This window comes from Methanofastidiosum sp. (genome assembly GCA_013178285.1).
GTDB lineage: Archaea > Methanobacteriota_B > Thermococci > Methanofastidiosales > Methanofastidiosaceae > Methanofastidiosum.
In genome coordinates this window covers 74,472-94,888 of the sequence record JABLXD010000001.1, presented here as the reverse complement: position 1 = coordinate 94,888, position 20,417 = coordinate 74,472, and the positions used below count along the sequence as shown (strand labels likewise).

General features: G+C 38.2%; 30 protein-coding genes. 11 read left to right on the top strand and 19 right to left on the bottom strand.

Features of this window, described 5'->3' with window-relative positions:
• Positions 1 to 81: 81 nt before the first annotated feature.
• A complete protein-coding gene (locus HPY60_00540) occupies positions 82 to 267 on the bottom strand; it encodes a hypothetical protein (GenBank protein ID NPV49673.1) in 186 nt (61 codons plus the stop codon).
• Positions 268 to 401: 134 nt separating this feature from the next.
• Here HPY60_00540 and HPY60_00535 point away from each other — a divergent pair, with 134 nt between their 5' ends.
• Together HPY60_00535 and HPY60_00530 are read left to right on the top strand one after the other, a co-directional pair.
• Entirely contained in the window at positions 402 to 1,802 is a 1,401-nt protein-coding gene (locus HPY60_00535) for an MBL fold metallo-hydrolase (GenBank protein ID NPV49672.1), read from the top strand.
• Positions 1,803 to 1,807: 5 nt separating this feature from the next.
• Positions 1,808 to 2,269 carry a DUF488 domain-containing protein gene (locus HPY60_00530; protein ID NPV49671.1) on the top strand — a complete coding sequence of 154 codons (462 nt, stop codon included), beginning with the start codon at positions 1,808 to 1,810 and terminating at the stop codon, positions 2,267 to 2,269.
• Positions 2,270 to 2,313: 44 nt separating this feature from the next.
• Here HPY60_00530 and HPY60_00525 read toward each other — a convergent pair whose 3' ends face one another.
• The 5 genes from HPY60_00525 to HPY60_00505 form a co-directional block, all read right to left on the bottom strand.
• Positions 2,314 to 2,526: a type II toxin-antitoxin system HicA family toxin gene (locus tag HPY60_00525; protein ID NPV49670.1), complete on the bottom strand. Its 213-nt coding sequence runs from the start codon at positions 2,524 to 2,526 to the stop codon at positions 2,314 to 2,316.
• Between the two features lie 13 nt (positions 2,527 to 2,539).
• Positions 2,540 to 2,764 (bottom strand): type II toxin-antitoxin system HicB family antitoxin, encoded by a 225-nt coding sequence (locus tag HPY60_00520; protein ID NPV49669.1) that lies wholly within the window; start codon positions 2,762 to 2,764, stop codon positions 2,540 to 2,542.
• A gap of 109 nt (positions 2,765 to 2,873) precedes the next feature.
• Entirely contained in the window at positions 2,874 to 3,068 is a 195-nt protein-coding gene (locus tag HPY60_00515; protein NPV49668.1) for a helix-turn-helix transcriptional regulator, read from the bottom strand.
• 17 nt (positions 3,069 to 3,085) lie between these two features.
• Entirely contained in the window at positions 3,086 to 3,499 is a 414-nt protein-coding gene (locus HPY60_00510; protein ID NPV49667.1) for a hypothetical protein, read from the bottom strand.
• A gap of 12 nt (positions 3,500 to 3,511) precedes the next feature.
• Positions 3,512 to 3,943 carry a hypothetical protein gene (locus HPY60_00505; protein ID NPV49666.1) on the bottom strand — a complete coding sequence of 144 codons (432 nt, stop codon included), beginning with the start codon at positions 3,941 to 3,943 and terminating at the stop codon, positions 3,512 to 3,514.
• Between the two features lie 178 nt (positions 3,944 to 4,121).
• On the opposite strand from HPY60_00505, the gene HPY60_00500 reads away from it, so the two are divergent.
• A complete protein-coding gene (locus HPY60_00500; protein ID NPV49665.1) occupies positions 4,122 to 4,337 on the top strand; it encodes a DUF104 domain-containing protein in 216 nt (71 codons plus the stop codon).
• Complete coding sequence (locus HPY60_00495; protein NPV49664.1) at positions 4,337 to 4,834, top strand: PIN domain-containing protein; 498 nt, start codon at positions 4,337 to 4,339, stop codon at positions 4,832 to 4,834. The genes HPY60_00500 and HPY60_00495 overlap by 1 nt, the downstream gene beginning before the upstream one ends.
• Before the next feature lie 70 nt (positions 4,835 to 4,904).
• Here the strand turns inward: HPY60_00495 and HPY60_00490 are convergent, their stop codons facing one another.
• The 4 genes from HPY60_00490 to HPY60_00475 form a co-directional block, all read right to left on the bottom strand.
• Entirely contained in the window at positions 4,905 to 5,366 is a 462-nt protein-coding gene (locus HPY60_00490; GenBank protein ID NPV49663.1) for a hypothetical protein, read from the bottom strand.
• 96 nt (positions 5,367 to 5,462) lie between these two features.
• Entirely contained in the window at positions 5,463 to 6,155 is a 693-nt protein-coding gene (locus HPY60_00485; protein ID NPV49662.1) for a hypothetical protein, read from the bottom strand.
• Between the two features lie 55 nt (positions 6,156 to 6,210).
• Positions 6,211 to 6,786, bottom strand: coding sequence for a 3'-5' exonuclease (locus HPY60_00480; GenBank protein ID NPV49661.1), 576 nt, complete (start codon positions 6,784 to 6,786; stop codon positions 6,211 to 6,213).
• A 189-nt stretch (positions 6,787 to 6,975) separates the two neighbouring features.
• Complete coding sequence (locus HPY60_00475; protein ID NPV49660.1) at positions 6,976 to 7,368, bottom strand: hypothetical protein; 393 nt, start codon at positions 7,366 to 7,368, stop codon at positions 6,976 to 6,978.
• 308 nt (positions 7,369 to 7,676) lie between these two features.
• On the opposite strand from HPY60_00475, the gene HPY60_00470 reads away from it, so the two are divergent.
• Entirely contained in the window at positions 7,677 to 8,195 is a 519-nt protein-coding gene (locus HPY60_00470; GenBank protein ID NPV49659.1) for a universal stress protein, read from the top strand.
• 26 nt (positions 8,196 to 8,221) lie between these two features.
• On the opposite strand, the gene HPY60_00465 is transcribed toward HPY60_00470, so the two are convergent.
• Positions 8,222 to 9,238 (bottom strand): protein kinase, encoded by a 1,017-nt coding sequence (locus HPY60_00465; protein ID NPV49658.1) that lies wholly within the window; start codon positions 9,236 to 9,238, stop codon positions 8,222 to 8,224.
• An 80-nt stretch (positions 9,239 to 9,318) separates the two neighbouring features.
• Between HPY60_00465 and HPY60_00460 the strand changes: the two genes are divergently transcribed.
• Positions 9,319 to 10,254 carry a tetratricopeptide repeat protein gene (locus HPY60_00460; GenBank protein ID NPV49657.1) on the top strand — a complete coding sequence of 312 codons (936 nt, stop codon included), beginning with the start codon at positions 9,319 to 9,321 and terminating at the stop codon, positions 10,252 to 10,254.
• 195 nt (positions 10,255 to 10,449) lie between these two features.
• On the top strand, positions 10,450 to 11,436 hold the full coding sequence (locus HPY60_00455; GenBank protein ID NPV49656.1) for an FHA domain-containing protein: 987 nt from the start codon (positions 10,450 to 10,452) through the stop codon (positions 11,434 to 11,436).
• A 9-nt stretch (positions 11,437 to 11,445) separates the two neighbouring features.
• Here HPY60_00455 and HPY60_00450 read toward each other — a convergent pair whose 3' ends face one another.
• The 4 genes from HPY60_00450 to HPY60_00435 all read right to left on the bottom strand — a co-directional run bounded on the left by HPY60_00450 (position 11,446) and on the right by HPY60_00435 (position 16,376).
• The gene (locus tag HPY60_00450) at positions 11,446 to 12,549 is read right to left on the bottom strand and encodes a serine/threonine protein kinase (protein NPV49655.1); all 1,104 of its coding nucleotides are present in this window, start codon (positions 12,547 to 12,549) and stop codon (positions 11,446 to 11,448) included.
• An 87-nt stretch (positions 12,550 to 12,636) separates the two neighbouring features.
• Positions 12,637 to 14,475 (bottom strand): serine/threonine-protein phosphatase, encoded by a 1,839-nt coding sequence (locus HPY60_00445; GenBank protein ID NPV49654.1) that lies wholly within the window; start codon positions 14,473 to 14,475, stop codon positions 12,637 to 12,639.
• Complete coding sequence (locus HPY60_00440; GenBank protein ID NPV49653.1) at positions 14,462 to 14,899, bottom strand: FHA domain-containing protein; 438 nt, start codon at positions 14,897 to 14,899, stop codon at positions 14,462 to 14,464. Before HPY60_00440 ends, HPY60_00445 begins: the two co-directional genes overlap by 14 nt.
• Before the next feature lies 1 nt (position 14,900).
• Entirely contained in the window at positions 14,901 to 16,376 is a 1,476-nt protein-coding gene (locus tag HPY60_00435) for a zinc ribbon domain-containing protein (protein ID NPV49652.1), read from the bottom strand.
• 325 nt (positions 16,377 to 16,701) lie between these two features.
• Here HPY60_00435 and HPY60_00430 point away from each other — a divergent pair, with 325 nt between their 5' ends.
• Both HPY60_00430 and HPY60_00425 read left to right on the top strand, forming a co-directional pair.
• On the top strand, positions 16,702 to 16,893 hold the full coding sequence (locus tag HPY60_00430) for a hypothetical protein (protein ID NPV49651.1): 192 nt from the start codon (positions 16,702 to 16,704) through the stop codon (positions 16,891 to 16,893).
• Positions 16,894 to 17,151 carry a type II toxin-antitoxin system RelE/ParE family toxin gene (locus HPY60_00425; GenBank protein ID NPV49650.1) on the top strand — a complete coding sequence of 86 codons (258 nt, stop codon included), beginning with the start codon at positions 16,894 to 16,896 and terminating at the stop codon, positions 17,149 to 17,151. It abuts the gene before it with no gap.
• Here HPY60_00425 and HPY60_00420 read toward each other — a convergent pair.
• The 4 genes from HPY60_00420 to HPY60_00405 all read right to left on the bottom strand — a co-directional run bounded on the left by HPY60_00420 (position 17,139) and on the right by HPY60_00405 (position 19,035).
• Complete coding sequence (locus tag HPY60_00420; protein ID NPV49649.1) at positions 17,139 to 17,333, bottom strand: type II toxin-antitoxin system HicB family antitoxin; 195 nt, start codon at positions 17,331 to 17,333, stop codon at positions 17,139 to 17,141. The genes HPY60_00425 and HPY60_00420 overlap by 13 nt on opposite strands.
• Before the next feature lie 112 nt (positions 17,334 to 17,445).
• Positions 17,446 to 17,814, bottom strand: a complete 369-nt coding sequence (locus tag HPY60_00415; GenBank protein NPV49648.1) for a type II toxin-antitoxin system PemK/MazF family toxin — start codon at positions 17,812 to 17,814, stop codon at positions 17,446 to 17,448.
• Entirely contained in the window at positions 17,783 to 17,953 is a 171-nt protein-coding gene (locus tag HPY60_00410; protein ID NPV49647.1) for a hypothetical protein, read from the bottom strand. Before HPY60_00410 ends, HPY60_00415 begins: the two co-directional genes overlap by 32 nt.
• Positions 17,954 to 18,339: 386 nt before the next feature.
• The gene (locus tag HPY60_00405; GenBank protein NPV49646.1) at positions 18,340 to 19,035 is read right to left on the bottom strand and encodes a DUF2202 domain-containing protein; all 696 of its coding nucleotides are present in this window, start codon (positions 19,033 to 19,035) and stop codon (positions 18,340 to 18,342) included.
• A 107-nt stretch (positions 19,036 to 19,142) separates the two neighbouring features.
• Here HPY60_00405 and HPY60_00400 point away from each other — a divergent pair, with 107 nt between their 5' ends.
• Positions 19,143 to 19,433 carry a DUF4405 domain-containing protein gene (locus HPY60_00400; GenBank protein NPV49645.1) on the top strand — a complete coding sequence of 97 codons (291 nt, stop codon included), beginning with the start codon at positions 19,143 to 19,145 and terminating at the stop codon, positions 19,431 to 19,433.
• Positions 19,434 to 19,523: 90 nt separating this feature from the next.
• Complete coding sequence (locus tag HPY60_00395; GenBank protein ID NPV49644.1) at positions 19,524 to 20,333, top strand: methyltransferase domain-containing protein; 810 nt, start codon at positions 19,524 to 19,526, stop codon at positions 20,331 to 20,333.
• The last annotated feature ends 84 nt before the right edge of the window (positions 20,334 to 20,417 follow it).

The window sequence follows — 20,417 nt, the reverse complement described above, 5'->3', positions numbered from 1 at the left end:
AAAATTACCTCCAATATCTAATGATAGGCATTGGCCATTTATAAGGTAACTTACATATATAAAAAATTATGCAAAAGAGATCTAGAAGCTTTTGTCACACTTCTTGCAGTGCCAGTTGAACTTTGGCCCTAGAGTTATACTTTGACCAAATATGAGATTTCCCTTTTCATATTCTTGGTAATCTTTTGAAGTCGGGTAGCCGTAAAAAATAGGTATTACTCTGTTGGAGTTACAGTAGGCGCATAGGGGGACTTCTTTTTCAGCCATTTTTATCAAATCCTGTTAAATTTGATTATGGCTTTACCTATATTTAGGAATATGTAAAAAAATAAGTAAAACGTGGAAAAGAAACTTGGCAAATAAGGATTAAAATTATATACGTTCTTTTCTAAAAATAAAACATGGATATTAAGATATTTGGCGGAAAGAACGAGATTGGCGGAAACAAGATACTTTTGGAGCACAAAGGCACTAGAATTTTCCTGGACTTTGGGATGAGCTTTGGCGAGAGTGGGAAGTATTTTTCTGAGTTTATCCAGCCTAGAAAGTGTGGGTGCCTCACAGATTTTTTTGAGTTTGGCCTCCTCCCCGAGATAAAAGGGATCTACAGGGAAGACTACCTAAAGCACATGGAGTTGCCCCCTGAAAAGAGAGAAGTCGATGCAGTGCTTTTGAGCCATGCCCATGCAGACCATGCCCAGTACATACATTTCTTAAGAAAAGAAATACCAATATTTTGCACAAGGGAATCTAAACTGATCCTTGAAGCGCTTGAAACTACAGGCGCATCGGGATTTTCAGACCTTGTGACGTATCTAGAGTCCTTTGAATTCTATGAGAATAAAAGCGGAGGCCTTAGCAGGGTCGATAGAAAAAAGCAAAATTTTGTCCACAATAGAGAGTATGTTCTGATGAAGCCATATGAACGATACAGGATTGGATCTCTAGAAGTTGAGATGCTACCTGTTGACCATTCCCTCCCCGGGGCATGCGGTTTCATAATCTATTCTGATGAAGGTAATTTAGTTTATACCGGCGACATAAGATTCCACGGGTATGTGGAAGAGCAGAGCAAGGAGTTTGTTTCAAGGGCAAAGGCAGAAAGCCCAAGATGGATGATCTCAGAAGGTACAAGGATTAATAGCGATAGGATAGACAGTGAGGAAGGTGTAAAAAAAGACATATCTGCTGCAATCTCAGATGCGAAGGGTCTTGTCTTGATAGAGCATCCTATAAGGGACCTTTACCGTGCAAAGAGCATCTTCGATTCAACAAGAGAAAATGGAAGAGAGTTTGTCGTTGGCCTAAAGCTTGCCTACCTGATTAATCTGATGGGGGAGCTAAGCCCTTTCAGCCTTAGCGATGTTAAGGTACTTGTTCCGAGGAAAAAGTGGGGACTAATTACAAAGGACAATTTTAACTGGGGGCAAGTTGAGCAGGACTATGACAAGTGGGAAAGGGATTTTTTAGATCTTGAAAACTCAGTCACTTTCAAAGATCTAAAGAATAATGAGGATAGCTTTGTACTATCAATGAATCTATGGTCAATGGGGCAGCTGATTGATATAAGGCCAAAAAATGCGCTCTGGATAAAGTCAAGCTGTGAGCCCTTTAATGATGACATGGAGCTAGATGAGCAGAGAAAACAGAACTGGTTAAAGCACTTCAATATTTCCCAAGTTTCTGCACACGCCTCAGGTCATGCGTCTGGACCAGAGATAAGGGACATGATAAAGAGGATCGCTCCAGAAAATCTAATCCCTGTCCACACCGAGCATCCAAAGCTTTTCAAGAAAAGCTGAAATTCATGATAATCTATACGATAGGCCACAGCAACAGGAAGATAACAGATTTTATTTCTATATTGAAGAGGTTTGATGTGGAAGTCTTGATAGATATAAGGACATTTCCTTTCAGTAAATATGTCCCGGACTATAACAAAGAAAATATTTCTAGAAAGCTAATTGATAACGGCATAGAATATGCCTATAAAGGGGATAAACTTGGAGGGATGCCCGCCGAAGGATTTAGTCAGTATAGAATATCAGAAAGATACAGTCAAGCTTTGCATGAACTTTTGGGAGAGATTATCTCTAATAAAAAGACAGTTGCACTTATGTGCGCTGAAAAGGATTATAATAACTGCCACAGGAGATTTGTGTCAGAGGATTTAGAGAAAATAATCCTAGAAAATAATTATGATATAGGGATAGAGCACATAGTTGATGAAAGGAGTATCGATAAGACCTTGGATCAGTTTATGGATTAGAATAAAATGCTGGAAGTACCTACCACAATTTAGAAGTTAATTAATTATTTTTCTTTTAGCATTATTATTAATTCATTTTTAGGTATATCATTCCAGATGGATATTTTAGTTATTATATCGTTTAGGGTTCCCTTTGCTATTTCTTCATGATTTGGAACTGTTATTTTATGAATCCCTTTTTCGCTTACTTTTTTTAATCTAATATGGCTACCTTTTTGGCGAACGACTTCATATCCAAGATTATTTAGTAATCTTATAAGGGACTTTGAATTAACAACCGGCTGTTTTTACACCAGTTGCCACCTCTAATTCTGAGATAGATAGAACTCTTACTTCTTCTCCTTTTTCAATTTCTTCTTCAAAGTGTAATTCACATGCTTCTTTAAGATTATTCATTAATTCGTCAAGAGTTTTTCCTTGTGTGAAAATATCCTCCCCTATACCACGTGCACACCAATAATCTTCATCGTAGTAAATCTCAAATTTTGCGAGTATCATATTATCTAATATTAAAGTTACTTTTGACAATTTAAATCTTTTCAAATAATTAAAAGTTGAATTAACAGTAAATACGGCTATCTATACAATAATTAACTAATTAGACCTATTCCATTATGAAAACATCTTCTATCTTATCTTTTTTCAGAGCTTTAGTGATCTTATATGCAAGTTCCAGGGAAGGATTGTACCTCCCCTGCTCTAAAGAATTTATGGTCTGCCTTGTGACCTCTACCATAGCTGCAAGGTCTTCTTGGGTAACCTTCTGTTCTTTTCTGTACTCTCTTATCCTTGTTTTCATATAGTCCTCATTATCAATTAATACTTCCTTTCTAAGACCTTGTATGCTATGACATAGAAGACTAGTATTGCGCACACCATGTAGCTTATGAATAGAGAGTATCTCATCGTAATCGGCTGTATCCCATCAAGGATTATTATGACAAAAGCAACGAAGATAAAGAACATAAAGGTCATTGTCCCGGCCTTATACCTTAACATCTCTATCCTTTCATCGATTATCTTTTCTCTCTTCTTAAAGTAACTTATTGATGTCACGAGTATCATGACAAACCCGATGTAGATGAGGTAGTTCCCCACAGTCGACTGACCAAAGAACTCATTTGAGCCAATGTTATAGAGATTTAATGTGATACCAAGGACCATCAAAATGGCTATGAATATGACTCTGTAAATCATACCTTTCTTAGTAACAACTTTTTTGCTTGTCATTTTTTCTTACCCCTAGTTTTCCCTCTCTAGTTTATAGTTTGTAACAGACTTTATTATAACACCAACTGCCAAAGCCCCAGCTAAAAATGGATTGACATAGATCCTATTGTTCATGACATTGTACATAATCTCTACGAAAATACCAAGAGTGATGACTACCATCATGCCCCATGCTGCATTTCTTTCTGCTATTGCCTCATGTATCCTCTCCCTTTCATCCTTCTTTAGTTTCCACATAACGTCAAAGACATCGACTAAAAGGAAGAGCATCCATATGCCTGTTACCACTAGCTTTGTTTCTACAGAATCACCCGCAATCTGTAGCAGGACTATAAGAGCGATAAACATGGCTGCAAGGTAGACTGCCCCCTGCCATGTCCTTATGCCAAGTCCCCATCCGCCGTACTTTCTTCTTGTAAACCATTCAGGTTTTGCTATTATCATTTCAAATACCTCCGCAATGTAAAAAATATATTACATTTTATTTATAAAGGTTTCGATTTTGTCAAAAATATATTACATATTGGGGGTGAAATTATCTAGATAAGATCTAATCCTTTTTAACATTAATTTTGAAAATAGATACATAAACTATTTATATTAAATTGAATAGTAAGTTCATATGTCAATAATTGTTCATGCAAAAGTAGAAAAAGGGGTACTAAAACCGCTTGAAGATATCTCTAAACTAGGGATTGAAGACGGGGAAGTTATTTTAGAGATTAAAAACCCTTCTTATAAAACAAAAAATAAGGAACTTTTTAGACAAACTATAAATGCCTCCAATAAAATTATTGACGAAGTCGTAGATCTAGACATAGATCTTTTGGTGGATTAATGTTTCAAAGATTAGAAAATTTTACTTCTGGAGAAATTTTTATTGATTCAAATATTTTTATTTATTCAAACTCCCACTCTCACCCACTAAAGGAAAACTCTAAAAATTTTCTTTTTAAACTTATGAAAATGGAGATAAACGGAATAATAAACGGAATAGTATTGGATGAAATCTATCACAAGATACTTATTATGGAAATATCAGAAAAGTACGATATACCCCCTCTCGATGTTCCAAGTTACATAAAAAATAATTCTGGCGTCTTACAAGAAATGGATACACCTAGAAAAACAATTGAAGATATCATGGCTTTTAATAATTTGAAAATAGCAAATATTTCTCCTGAAACACTACAGATTGCATTGTCTTTTTCTTCTAAACTATTATTTTCTGACGCAATACATGCAGCCACTTGTAAGGAATACAAAATTACAAATATTGCAACTAACGATAAAGATTTTGAAAAGCTAACTTCCTTTAAAATATGGAAACCATAAATACTTTTTGATATAAAGGCCCAGATATAAACCGGGGAGTTTATGAGATGATAGTCATCTGGGCCTTGTATCAGAGAATGTGTGTCCATTTTAATGATTGATCCGAGGGAATTTGTATTTCTTCTGTTATGCCTTTCAGTCTCTGGAGCATCATTAGAAAGATGCCTTTCTCAATCGCCCTTGCTATCTGACCCTCACAGAATCCATCTGCACTTAAAACAAAGGAGAAGATATTCCTGATATCGAGGATGCTTAGGTCAGGTGAATCCACCTCTCCCTTGATAAGGCCAAAATACTTCCTGACGCATTTGTGGTCATACGGAGCTATCAGGAACTTGTGGTCTTCAAGGCACTTTATGAACTCACTAACCTTTTCAGAATAGATATAGTAAGGAAGGCGAGTCACACCAGAACTAACTTCCTTTATAGGCACATACTCAAAGAACCTATTTTTACTGTCCTCAAAATACGGAAGGTATTCTATAATCCTTTTGAGCTGCTCCATCGTTGGGAGTACCGATTCATCAGCCATTTGAATCATTTAAAATTTGAGAGAATAGTATATAATATTTTGCTTTGGATAATAACTGGAGGGAATATAGAAAAATATATTTTAAATAGATTAAATTCACTTTACTGAAAAATACCCAAAGTATCCCCTGTTTCCAAACTCAGAAAACGAGAACTTCAGTATCGAGTCTGGGGAATCTTCAATGTCAGGCGGTAGAGGGTGCGGTATCAAATACCCTAAAGCGTGGCTTATCAGAAGGAAGTGGACTTCATTCACATAAAAACTGATCTTATCTTCATCGAATGTTTCCCTGTCCATTGCAATTTCCTTTATCACAAAGCCCTCTTCTGTCTTTTCATAATCTGTGACGTATCTTAGCTCCCCCGTCCAGCTCCTGACAAAGTACATCTGATTTTCAAACTTATAGATGTTCCACTTCTCTTCCATCATCTCAGACCTGAATAGAATGCCTTCGGGGAGATCAACATCTGGGAAAGGAAAGTCAACGTTGCACTTTATCCTGACGCCATCCTGAAAATTGTTCTGTATATACTGCCTGCCATCAGAGGACTGCATTTCGATGTACTTCTCTAAGACCTTCTTGTCTAGGGTATTGGAGATCATGTGGAGCGCGTACTCCCTGCAGTCAAAAAGCCTAGCTTCAAAGGGCGTTTCATCTGGAGCTAGCCATCTAGGTTCAAAGTGTGGCGCTTCTGGATCACCAAAGGTGACAGTGTCCCCCGGCTTTGTATTCTCAAGTTTTTCCGCTTCTTTTTTTGAAGGTATCCTATAAAATGTATCTTCTTCCATCTTTATCTTCCTTTATCGAAAAAAGAGTTTAGCCTATTTAAAGTGTTGCAGGGTTTTAGATTATGCCTCTCTTAATAAGTTCAAAGAAGCAGTCCTTGCAGATCTTTACATCATACAAGGCATCATGCTTTTCTTCAAAAGGAGTGCTGAAAAGCGTGTAGTAAAGCTCAAATAAACTCGGCCACTTGAAATCGTATGGGCCGCCCGGTATCTGGCAGTACTCCGTTGTCCCCTGCATCGTGCAGAACCTATTGAGGTATGTCAGTCTATTTTGAATCCCTTTTCTAACAAACTCTGCCCCTATGACGTTAAAGTCAAACTCTAGATTGTGGGCGACTAGATGGGTTGATCTATCTATCGCTTCAGAGAATCTACTAAGAACATGCCCTAGATCTTTTCCCATTGAAACTGCCTTCTCATTTGATATCCCGTGGATATTCTGGGCATCAAAAGGGATTACAAAACCTTCAGGTTTTATTATATACTCTTCCTCTGATAGCACATTACCGTTCTGGTCGCATAGTATCCAGGCTATCTGGACAAGCCTTGGCCAGTTTGTGGTGTCTGTATATGGGGCGTATCTCCTTCTTGGAAGGCCGCTTGTTTCAGTGTCAATGAAAAGGTAGCGCATATCTGAGTCGGAGAAGACCCTGTTGCAGCTGGAGCAGTATATACTTTCATAGTTATTGATTGCCCCGCAGTGCATACAGATTTTTTCCATTTGAGCCACCGTACTAATAGCAAGTTGTAATCCCTACTATTTAAATTTATAGAAAGACTGGTCTTAATTTTCAGGGCCTATGTAAAAATTAAAAATAATTTATTTTTTCTGCCCAAATCCAACTATGTCCATGTATTTCTTCATTGGATATGGCCTTGGGAAAATATTGCACTCAAGCCTATCAGGATCTCCATCAACTGCAATATTCAGGGTCCCTGCATTCCTAACATAGTAAACATACTCTGTAACTTTGTATGTTTTCTCCCCAATCACTTCTTCAAAACATACTGGTCCAGAGATCAACACCATTTGAGATGTCCCCGTGTTTGTTATCTCAAAGGTTCTGCATTCTGTATCTTCGTAATAGATCCATGCCGTTAATGTGTCCCCCGCTTTCCCATAACAAGTAATCTCCTCGGCCATTACAGAAACTATTCCAAATGAGCTCCCTAGTAGCAACAATCCCATTAATATAGAAAATATTTTCTTCACAATAATCACCGTTATGACTGATAAAGAATAAATAACTGCTACTTTTAACCTTTTAGTTTTTCATTTACTGATAAAATTTGCCCTTTTTTTGTACCCCTTTCTTTCTCATGGAGTTTCCAAACCGGTTACCAGAATACTGTTTGGTACTAAATCTTTAGATTAAAAATCTATCAATAACAATTTCTTAATTATACTTAATATATATAATATTTTTTTTAAATCATTAATCAAAAATATTGAATATTTGTTAAATTATTAAAATTCGAAACACTTAAATATCTTAATATTCAATAGTATGTGGTGAGAAAATGGCTGAATTAATAAAAGGGATTCTAGTCCCTGTGGATGGATCCAAAGCTTCAGAAAAAGCAATAGAATATGCCGCATGGGTGGCAGGTAAGACTGGAGCAAGCATCATGCTGCTCCATGTAATTGATGCAGATAAAATGAAATTATCATTTGAAGCTATGGATAAATACCTCCCAGAGTGGGAAGATAAGATCAAAGGAACAGATGACATAAAGAGATATTCTCCATTCTTTGAAGAGCAACTAAGTTGCATGATGGAGGACCCAGTATGCAAGAGAGGCAAGAAGATGCTCGATGAGATGGCAAAGTATGCAGAAAAACAGGGAGTAAAAGTAAAGAAAATGATGAAACTCGGAAGAGTTGTCGACACTATTATCCAAACTGCAGAAGATGAAAAGTGCTGCAATCACATAATCGTAGGTAAAACTGGGCTTACAGGATTAAAGAGACTTACAATGGGTCATGTTGCAGAAGACGTGGCAAAGTATGCTCCATGCAAGGTGACTGTAGTTCCTTAAAAAAATATATTTTTTTATTTTTTACTTCAAAGAAAAAATCTCAGAGTCATATAGGGCCCATTTCTGCTGTTCCATCCTAGAGAGAGAACATCATTGTTTCTTAAAATGTGCCGTGAGACCCTGATATAATTTCCCCTATCAAAGACCCAAAGACCATTGATACTGTTATTGTCATAGATAGCATAAGCCTGATTTTCCTTTCTTATAACGGCATGCACTTCATCTACATAGGCGTTAATATCGTCAATTTTTATTTCACAAATTCTGTCCCTGCCAATCCTTGTTTCACTCTCAGCTATTGGATACAACTTGTTCACAATACCGTCCTGGTAAATATAGGCCAAAGTTTTTTTTGGTAGTATAGAAAGTATCCCGTCCACATAGACGCTTCTTTTTCTGTAGTCTTCTTCCATTAATGAAGATAGCTGGTGGTAAAGAGTGATCTTATCTGTTTGACTCTTATTTGAAAGCATGAAAACAGCCATCTTTGCAAGGCTGTATACGTCTGTAAAGTAACCTGACTGGCCAGTTATTAGCTCGGGAGGCGAGAAGTCCCCGCTATGGATCCCTGTATTGTCCTCCACATGGATATCCCTTGCAGTCTCAAAATCAACTAGTACGGCCCTTTTTGTATGTTTTTCTATAATGACATTTGAAGGTTTGATATCCCTGTGTATGAATCCTTGTTGGTGTAGATACTTTATTGAACTGTGAAGCTGGAGCAACTGTGCGTAACTTTCATCTAAAGGCACAGAACGATTCTTATAGGCCTCCAAAGCGTTTTCCCCATCTACATATTCCAAAACTAAATAAGGGAAACTATTTGAAAAATCAATAACCCTTACTATATTCGGATGATCAAGGCCCACCAGTATATTATATTCTTTTTCAAATCGTGCGAATGCTGTCTTTTCCTGACCGACTACTGGAATTTTAATGATTACATACCGTCCCGTAGGCATATACTCGCCCAAAAAGACAGAAGATACCTCATTTTTTGATAACAAAGTCAAGAGCCTATACTTGTTGTCAATGGCACTCATTAGACAAAAATTCAAAAAAGCTCTATTAAAGTGTTTTGGAGCAATCGAAGATTTTCCATATATTTATATATTTTGAAATTATGTCCTTGTTAGGTCCCATGGTGCAGTTAACATGCCCTTACTGTAATTCTGAGATTGACGAGAATATGTCAACATGCCCTAAATGTAACTCCAAGCTCAAAACTATATGTCCAAACTGTAAAAAAATAATCAACACCAACTGGAGGGAGTGCCCTAACTGCGGGCAAGCCGTTACCGATGGGTCAGTAGCTCGCCCAGCGCCCAGTGATATACCTGTGGAAACTAAGACACAGATCTATTCAGATAACGTCCCCATAGAAACAAAAACCCAGATCTATAGCAATGCCCCCCCTACTGTGGCTCAACAGAATCCAGAGTTTAATGGTGGAAATATTGGGCATACCTCAAATGAAATATTTAAGTCCTATAAGAAGCCCTATTCTAAGAAATTTTTAGCATCTATATTCGCCGTTTTATTGTTATCATCAATTATTGTGATTGTTTTGGGATTAATGCATAACGTCAACAGGTATTATGAGGAGGGCGTTTCATACTACAACGAAAAAAATTATGACGAGGCGATAACAAACTTTGAGAAAGTTGTAATGATTAATCCAAACAATCAAAATGCTAGGGAATACCTTGCATATTCCTGGTATGGCAAAGGGATAGAATTCAATAAGCAGAGCAAGTACTCCGAAGCCATAATCTGCTACGACAAGGCAATTGAGGTAGACCCAAACTACGCAAATGCATGGAATGACAAAGGGGTAGCTCTAAAGAATCAGGGCAAATACGATGAGGCGATAGCCTGCTACGATAGGGCAATTGAAATTAATCCAGACTACAAGCAGGCGTGGAACAATAAGGGGATTGTCTATTTTAACATGGGAAACTATTCTGATGCTATAATCTGCTATGATAGGGCGATAGCCATTGATCCAAACTATACAGAGGCTATCAGGAACAGGGACAATGCACTTTTGAGGCTATGAAACCTCAATTTGGCCATATTTTTCAATTTTCCATATACTTATATAGGCCAAAAATAGATTATTTTTATAAAGGTCCCACCCAATCCCAGTAGGCGCGTTAGCCGTTCGGATTGGATTTTACGGCTAAATAACATAGAAATGTTAATATAATAAAAAATCAGCCGTTATATGTACTAAATAGAGAGGTGGTAAGTAATGAGTCAAGCAAGAGGAGGATTTTATAGAGTACCAATAGTTGTCACTCTAGTTTCCTCGCTATCAATTTTATTAGGATTTATTTTGGTGCTGGCATCAATCTATTCCTCAGTTATTTTTTACGAGCCCGTGATGATACTGCCCGCAATATTTGGGGTTTTTTTCGTAATCATAGGGTACTTCGTATACAAGGGAAGAAATTGGGCAAGGTTTGGGATTATAATACTCCTAGCAGCACTTTCAGTCATATCCCTACTCGCAACTACAGTTCCAGAGCTGGGAGAGATACTTGGGAAGATTAAGTATATAGGAAGCCTTCTCTTGCTTCCTTTACCTATATTGGGGGTATCTTTAGTTGTTATACTCCTACTGGTCTTGCACAAACAGACCGCCCAGTACTTCAAGTACATCGAGGACGTTGGCACAATTAGCTTCAGATTGGACAAGAAAAGGCCAGCTGAAACTGCGCCGGAGCAGACACTGTTCAGCAAGCCACCGACAACAGGCGGGGTAAGGATAAACCCAACTTTAGCCCAGCCTTATAGAAGGCCCGGGGATTCCTACGGCGACACGATACTTCAAGATAGCCTAAGAAGGCCAGGGGCAGTACCTCAGGACGATAAAACTGTTGTAGGCAGGAAGGTAGAGATAGCGGCAAACCCATCTTATATCCTGTACCACCCACAGGAAACTATTAGGGTAGTAAACGAGATCCACAGGATCTTTGGCAGGGAGGACTTTGAGAGGTTTGTCACACCCCTAGAGGCCCAGTCAATTTCTAGAAAAACTAGCGGTGGGCACTTCAGGATAACTATGGCCTTAAACGAGCAGACCGAGCAGGTAAGGTACTACCTAGAGGACCTTGAAAGCAGCAACGGCACAAAGGTGAATGGCGTTGATGTTAGAAAGGGAGAGAAGGTCCTTCTAAAGCACTCAGACATCATAACAGTAGGAAAATCGATGAAGATAGAGTTCAAAGCTCTATAAATTTATTTTTTAATATTTTTTATATAAGAAGGGCATATAAGGGCCTTGGCTAGCGTTGTACCCAAAGCATATCTGGTCCCCATCGTCTAGCCTTCTAGGAACATTCTTTTCAAGCTGTGTCCACTGATTATTCTTAAAGATGAATATGCCGTTTCCAGTGTTTACATCGGAACTAAACCATTCATACCCTATTATTTCTAGCTGCAGATACCCTGAAGACGGCGGCCCCCTAGATATATAGAAAACAGGTCCTGGCTCCATTATTTCGATGTTGGCAAGTCCAGTTCCGCCCTGTGTCCTATCCCTTGCAATTGTATACCTGTCCATTACTAGAGGTATCACCTCACCGCATATAATTATCCTGGGAATTCCGAAATAGTCGCCCTCTATGCTCTTCCCGCTGGTAAGATATTCTAGGATGTCTCTCACAGTTAAGAATCTAAAAGAGGGGTTTACATCGAGGCATTTTTTGATGACATCAGAGATCTTTTTTGGCATTCTGTTGTTTATTGAGATCGGGTCTACCGACAGCTGCCCGTTGTTTAGGAGATAGGATTTCGGTTCCTTTCCTGTCATTAGATAGAATATCAATGCGCCTAGAGAGTAGATATCACTTTGAGGAGAAGGTGCACTGCCGTTAAGCTGCTCGGGTGCAGCCCACCCTGGTGTGCCAATGACAAGCTCAGCTTCCTTGTACCCGCTTTTTGCAGCGCCAAAGTCAATTAGTACGGGCTTATTATTATCCATCAGGATATTCTCTGGTTTAATATCCCTGTGTATGATGTTCAATGAGTGAAGGTAACTGATAGCGTTTAAAATTGGGACAATAATCTGCATAGCTTCGTCTTCAGAGGCTGGATAACCCCAGTATACCTCTTTCAATCTCCTACCTTCAATAAAGCGGAGAACTATTATTGGGAATCTTATACCCTGATAGACATAGTTTATGGTGTCAAGGTATTCCACAATGTTTGGATGTTTCAGATTAGATAAAAAATCATTTTCAATCAGTATCTTTTCTATTTTTATATCGTCGTTTTCCCCGTCAAGTTTGGGCAGCTTTAGAACAACAGGGAGTCCACGGGAGCTTTTTGCAAGCCAGACTACGCCCATTCCTCCCTCTTTGAGCTTCCTTGTGACTTTATAGGTCACCCCAGAAATACCTCTTAGCTCCTCCCCACCTTCTAACATCTCTAGAAATCACCTTCTTCTAAACAGTATCAGGGAGATATTGTCCTTGCCGCCCATATCCTTAGCGGCCCTAACGAGCTCGTTTACCTTTCCCTTTATATCCAGCTTTTTGTCAATAATTACTTTTCCTATATAGCAATCGTCCTGCAACATATCTGTAAGGCCGTCAGAACAAATTAGGATCCAATTATTTTTACCGATTTTAAAATCGCCAACGTCCGGGCTTAAAGGATTGGATGTGATGCCCACAGCCTGGGTAATGACATTTGACGGCACATTCTTCCTTGCCTCTTCTTCTGTAACGCCGTTTCTTTCCATGTATATCCCAAGTTCAGAGTGGTCTGTAGTCACCTTGGATATGCTCTCTTCATACCCATCATCAAGATAAGTCATGTAAATCCTGGAATCGCCAACATGGGCATAGTAAACATGGTCCCCGTCCAAGAACACAACTTCAAGTGTTGTCCCCATGTCACACATCTCAGGGTTGCATTTTGACATGTTGAGTATCTCTTCATGGGCGGTGTAGACTATATGCCTTAGGATATCCTTTATGTCGCTACCACTTAGCCTCTGGTATGTAAAAAGCTCCTCCTTTCCATGCTCTAAGACAGTTTGAATAGCAATCTTACTTGCCACTTCCCCGGCGTTGTGGCCGCCCATACCATCCGCAAGGACAAAGAGCCCCTTTGAAGCGTCCCTGTTGAACGTGATCCCAATAGAGTCCTCATTTAACTCTCTCTTTAATCCGACATCTGATTCCGCATAGTACTCTATCTCCTTTGGATGTATGAGGGTCCCAATCTTCCTTGATTCAAGGATTAGAAGTGTCCTCCCTTCCAAGAACTTTGACGCGGCGCTTTTCTTGGCCTTTTGTTTTTTGCCATTTGAAATAATGAAGATGTAAAGGAGGGCAGATACCGCAACTATGGAGGATATCGCCAAAATAAGAATGTAGGTGTATTTCAGCTTGTTTTTGTTGTTTTCTAGCTGGGACACATAAGCTATCTTATTATTGATTGATTCTTTTATAGTGGCTTCCTTGCCCTCTTCAAACTTTAAATCGGGAACAATTCTACCTAGAGCTTCTAATTCAAGCATAATCGGGTCGTAACTATCCACTTTTGTTGACTCTAAATTTTTGACATCAAGAGACGCCATGTAAAAATCATTGAAAAAAGAAGCCCTGTTTTCTACCCAGTTCCCATCTTCTTTGAACAGGGAAAGGTATTGTGGGTCTTCCTGGATAGCGGTATAATCATTTGAAATCTTTTTCAGGTAATCTGGATTTTCCATGCTGTAAGTTGTTATTTCAGGCTCTATGGATCTTAGCTTGTCAATAAACCCCGATAGTTTCCCGTAATCAACCTGTATCTTAGATATTATCTCGTATTCGTAATAGGAAGAGCTGATGTTATTCCGTAAATTTGTCACTTTGCCTTCAAAAGCGTCTAGCTTTGCCATCTCATCTTTTTTTAGAAGTATAACATCAAGCGTGGCAATCATTTCTTCTAAAGAGGTATTTCTCGCCATATCAAGCTCAACAATAAGAGTGCTGTTTGACTCTTTATACTCGCTAGATAAATCCTTTATCTGCTGTGTATAGTAGTCCCTGTACCAAACCTCGTTGATGTCCAAAAGTATCTTCGGGATGTTGGAAAGATTATCCAAGGCATCGTTTAGTTTAGCGTCCCTGATGTTATTTTCAGTAGCTGTGATCGCATTGTTTGAAGATATAATCTCATCTTCATAGCTTTCATAGCCGGTATCCGCCCCCAAAACAATTGAAGAGGATAATAAAAAGATAATAAGAATAGTTAGAAAGGCCCTTCTACTAGATTGATTCAAACTCAATCCCCTCAACAGTAACTCTTAACCTCCCGCCGAGGTCAATAGTATCGCCCTTTTTTATGACAAATGGGCCGCCCCCCCTGATCTCCTTCCCATTTAAGAGGGTCCCGTTTGCGCTCCCGATGTCTTCAATGCAAACTTCTCCACGCTCTTCTGTGAACTTAAAGTGTCTCCTTGATATGTATGATAGGACTGACTCTGGGAAGAATGATCTAAAATCTTCCCTGCCTGAAGGTGATATCGGATTTACCATTACCCTAATCCTGTTCCCGTTTGCACTCAAGACTACAGAATTTCTCTTGAGACTCTCCCCACAAAATGGGCAGAAGAATCTATCGCCTTTTGGGACTTCAGAGACATTGGAGTTGCAGCTTGGGCACTTGACTTTGGGATCATTAAAGCTATCTTTTCCAAACTTCAATTTATCGCCCCCCTTTCCTTTCTCCGCATCTGGGGCAGTGGCTCCAGTAATCCCTTAGAGTATAGCCACATTTTGGACACTCCACGCTCTTCTTCCTCATTGAAAGTAGTATGGCCGCTACAGCAAGTATCAAGACCGCTGCTACCAGAATTATGGAGAATAGATTGGTGCTCTTTGTTTCCTTCTGCCCCAAATAATCCTTTATCCCGGAGTTGTACTCGTCTAGGTATTCTTTTGATGCCTTGTAATTGCCTGCATCCCAGTAGGACAATGCCCCGCTATAGTTCCTTTCTATGTCGTTTAGCATAGCCTCCCCTTCAAAGGTGGGAACCTTCTCCTCCTTGATCTTGTTAAGGAATGAGCTGTAGCTAGACTTGGCATCGTTTATCTCTTTTTCTAAATCTAGAATATTATCATAATTATATACATCGAGCTTGTAATCACTTTGTGACACAATGTAGAGTTTCCCGTTGTCGGTGTAACCGGAAACTTTTGAGTTAGTTGTATTTTGGGTGTTTATGGTGAGCTTGTTATCGCCGCCCTGGATTACGAATATCTTCCCCGTTTCAGTCAGGACAACTGTTTTGTCCTCCAACAGGTAGACATCCTTGACATCGTCATTTTGCTGGCAGCTTTTAATTACCGTACTACCGTCGAAAGAGAACTGATTTTGAAGTGAATTGTTGCTCAATACGTAAAGGCAGCCTTCAATAGAAGAAATTGCGACCCTATCGTTATCGCTTACAAGGAGGCTTGGGTAATCGTCAATTGAGAGTATCTTTGATAGCTTTGGTGAATCTACATAGGATAGGCTGTAGATGGATTTCTCTGAGGCCAGTAGGACATCATCGCCGTAGTGTTGGAAACCCATTATCCTTGTCCCTATATTGTTCACCCATAGTTTTGTTGAGCCAACGCTGTCATAGACTGAAACATTGCCGCTTCCCTCTCCAAAGACAAGCTTGTCGTTTAGAGAGATAAATGATGTTAAAACTGAGCTTGATCTGTTCTGGGCAATTAAATCCCCTGATGGGGAGTAAACATAGCCTATCCACTCCCTTGTGCCAAGGGCTATGTCCTTTATTGTTATTACTGCTAGATATCCCCTATCATCGATTATAACCCTCTGGAGCTCCCCCTCATAAGCTGCAAACTTGTATATAACCCTCTCATCGTGGTTGAACACGTAGAGCTTCTTGTCTTCAGTTCTAATTGATATCATGTTGCCTGAAGATGTGATCTGGGATACCTTTGAGCCCAGCGAGTCCAAGAGGACCGGCTTGTTTGAATTCATATCGGCCCTATAGACATTACCGTTCTGCGTGAAATAAACGACATCGTTATTCATGACGTCTAAATGAATTACTTTATCCTCTGAATTAAATGAAAAGTTGTAAAAATCCCCATTATTGCCAGAAACGGCAGATATACTAATTATTAATATAAGCGTCCCCAGTAAAAATGTTTTTTCTTTCATAAAAATATAGCCTGAATTATTCTATTTAAGACTAATGGTATTTAATTACCAAAAATATATTTAGAAATTAGTTATTTTAGGGCCAAATTTATCTTAAGTTGAAATATAAGAAAAGTTATTAATTAAAAAAAATAAATTTATTCTTTTGGCCATAGACCAAGTATCTTCATGAACTTTTCTATTGGCAGGGATTTTTCACTGTTTCGCATACGACGTCAAGGTAAGCTAAGTAGATATCGTCGTCGTTGCCATTTCTATGATCTTCCCATACGACTTTATTAATTGCATGGGTAAATTATTTAAATTTGACAGCAAATTGATTATTATGGAAAGTAAGCTAGAGAAAATAATAGTAGAAAAACTAAACTCGATAGAAGAAGATCTTACCTATATCAAGCAGCACATGATGGAAAAGGAAGATGCTTTGAGCGAGGAAGAGTTCAACGCTTACATTAGAAGTTTTGACAAGGAAAACCTTGTTTCGTTAAAGGATGCAAAAAAGCAGCTTGGGATATGAATGTCCCGTACTATTCTATTAGAAAAGCATGCACTTAAGTTTCTTGAAAAGTTAGATAAAGATACCGCCTACCGAATAATAGACAAACTTGAGAAGCTTGAAAATGATCCCATGCCTCCTGATGCTAGAAAGCTTGTCAGCTTGAAGCAGAGCGCATACAGGATACGGGTTGGGGATTACCGGATTTTGTATATAATTGAAAAAGACAGTATAGTTGTATTCTCAATAAACAGGAGAAGCGTAGTCTATAAAAGATGAATGCCCTCTTCAACAAAAGCGCCCTTAATAAATGTTTTGAGGTGGAATTCAATTGCAGATTTAACATCTGCTAGAGCTTCTTCGTAAGTATTCCCTTCACCGACTACTGCACCCTTTAGGCCAATAGGATAAGCAACATATCCGTCAACATGTTTCTCAACTATAATTTTTACCTGTTTCATTCAATCAAATCCTACAAATTGACTTATTAAGTAGATGCTTCAAAGTTAAAATATCTTCCTGTTTTAATAATCTATTTTTAGGGCCAAATAATTAAAAATAGTCATGTCAGCTCTAAATATTGATCTCGATCATTTTAGAAATAATTGATTCTATCTCTTTGGCCTTATCTATATTTATTAGGCCAATACTTTTTAACATCAGAGATTTGTTAATAGTAAATATCTTGAAAGGCAAAATTTCACTTTTCTTGACTAAGTAACCTTCTTCCAGATCTTTATCTTCAAGAATCATACCATCTTCAAAATTCCTTATTTTGCTTGTGATAGGAATGGCAATAACAGTAGTATGACTTAGATTATATTTTTCATTAGAAATGATAATGCAAGGCCTCTTCTTAAACTCTTTTTTATCGTCAAATGGAAATAGTCCCAATACTATTTCTCTCTGCCTAAAGATTGTCCCAGAGGTCATCTTCTTCATTGTCCCATATTTCTTTTAGTTCAGGATCAAGGGCAAAGATATTGTTTGATTTCAATGCGTCTATCATTATGTCCTCTAGTTTGTTTATCCGTACTTCTAGTTTGTGCAGTTTTTTATCAAAAATCTCTTCAACTTGCAAGAATCTCACCCATTTAACAATTATACTATATTCGTATATATAAAACTTTATTGATTTTTAAGAGCAGTTGAAGCACATTTTATATGGACAAAGAGAATATAATCTATTTTTAGGGCCACTTATTTTAAGTCAGGGCCTCTTTATTATCTTAAATCTCTTTTATTAGGGCTAATTCTATTAAAAATTTTCGATTATTTTTTAATAGAATTAGTTTCTATTAAAGAAAAAGGCCTTTTCTTTTAATAGAAGTTGGGAATATTAACGGATCCGTTAATATGAATGCCCCTCATTAAAGTTTTACCGATTAAGATGGGAAACTAAAAGATATGATCGGTCAAAAAATAGTAAGATGAGGTGATCTATAATAATAAAATTAAAAAATAAAATTAATTTTTTCCTGTTTCTATCTGGCTGTTTACTATCTCGTCAAACTCTTCTTGGGCAAGGTACTGCGGGATGTAGCTGTAGCCCCTGGATTTCATGTTGGACACAAATGACCTCAAGTGGTTCCTTGAGCCCTTCATTAGATTTTCGTATACCGTCTTTATGTCAGCTTTGTCTGTATGTGAAATTGCTTCTTTCAAATCGATTATGTCCACCTCTTCAACAGTTGCGCCGACTACCAAAGCATCTTCCAAGGAGTTGCTTCCCTTTTCTATTAGTGAGTCATAGAGGGCCTGAAGGTCATTGTTTGTAAACTTTCCAACCTCATTTACAGATGGATCGTTTAGGCCATACCTATCAATTAGAAACTTTACAGAATCAGTGTGTGTCTGCTCTGAGTTTGATATATTGCTGAATATGGGGACATTCCATTTTTCATAGAGCTTAATGTATACGTCCCTTGCAAGCTTTTCCTCTTCCCTCATGTAGAGCAGGTCTTCTTTTTCAGCATCTGTTAAGGTCAAACTCTGTGTAGTTGGGATACTCTGTTCCAGATTTTCTGTATTAATCGAGGTGTAGCCTTCTTGGGTGACAGTTGCTATCTCTGAAGGTTTACCCATCGATAAAAAATAGTAGCTTCCTATGAGCACTAAAATTAATACTATAACTATGGCTATGTAGTAATTACTCTTTTTCATTTGACCGCCTTATTTGTATTATTTTTTATATTATTTAAGTGTGTCTTACTAATTATAAGAAAGCTAAACTTTATTAGATAATATATATTCATAAATCCTGTGATTATATGAAAAGAGCAGATACCAATTATATTGTCGATGTCTTGATGACATTGTCCTTAATAATCGTAGGGATAACGGGCGTAATCCTATTCTTCTTTTTTGAAAGTGGTGTTAGGCAGGGCGGATACCAGACCTTCTTTGGAGTAACAAAGAACTCCTGGAACTTCTTCCACGAGTACATTGGCCTTCTTATGGTAATCTTGATGGTACTCCACTTCCTCTTGCACTGGAACTGGATGGTCTGCATGACTAAGAAGTTCTTCTCAAAAAAGCCTACAAAGTGCGAGATAGAGTAGACCTCATTATCTTAATTAAATTATTTTTTTAACTTTTAGTAGATAATCTGCACTAACTATTTATATGATAAATTCCATTATTATGTTGGAATGAGAAAGTTAACTAATCAAGAAATTGGAAAGATTGGGCTCTATGAGTTCCAGGGCTATATTGGTGCCATGACCTCGCCAACATTCGGCGGCTGGAAGGGAACTGATAGGTTAATTGAGCTATTGGATATCAAAGAGATGGGGAAACCAAGGATATTGGAGGTCGGCTGCTCCACAGGTTACATAACTAGATATGTGGCCCAAAAATTTGACTGTGAGATAGTTGGGGTGGACCTATCAGAGATACTTATAGAGCTCGCAAGAGATGAATCAGAAAAATTAAATCTGGCTAATGTTAGTTTTGAGAGGGCAAGTGCAGAGAGCCTTCCATTTGTCGATAGTTCCTTTGACATAGTCTATGGGGAGGCAATAACAGCCTTGGTCAGCGACCCTGTAATGGTCTTAGAGGAGTATAGGAGAGTTTTAAAGAAAGGCGGAAAAGTTGCCACACTTGACCTATTCATGAAGGAGTCTTTAGACCCAGAATTTTATCAAGAGATGAAGAATATCATGATAATGTCCAATATTATTGGGCCAGAAACTGATATCAGGACCCTTAAAGAGTGGGAGAATATCTTCAAGGAAGCCGGATTTAATAATATAAAGATAGATGACTACTATGAAGATATTTTTGTAAGAGACTATTCATTTGCTGAGAAGATAATGATATCGATTAGAGTGCTTTACCATATGGCGATAAATAGGGATCTTAGGCGGAAGATGCGCCCGATGCTAAAGTTTGTGAAGAGGTTCCAGGATGAGCTTAAAGGAGATTCATTTGGGTATTTTATATTTACTGGGGCGAAGTGAGGATCATTTGTTAGATACTATCTTTTCCCTATTTTTTTAATGTTCTTAAATATAGGAAAAATGTCTCCCAATAACTCTTTTATA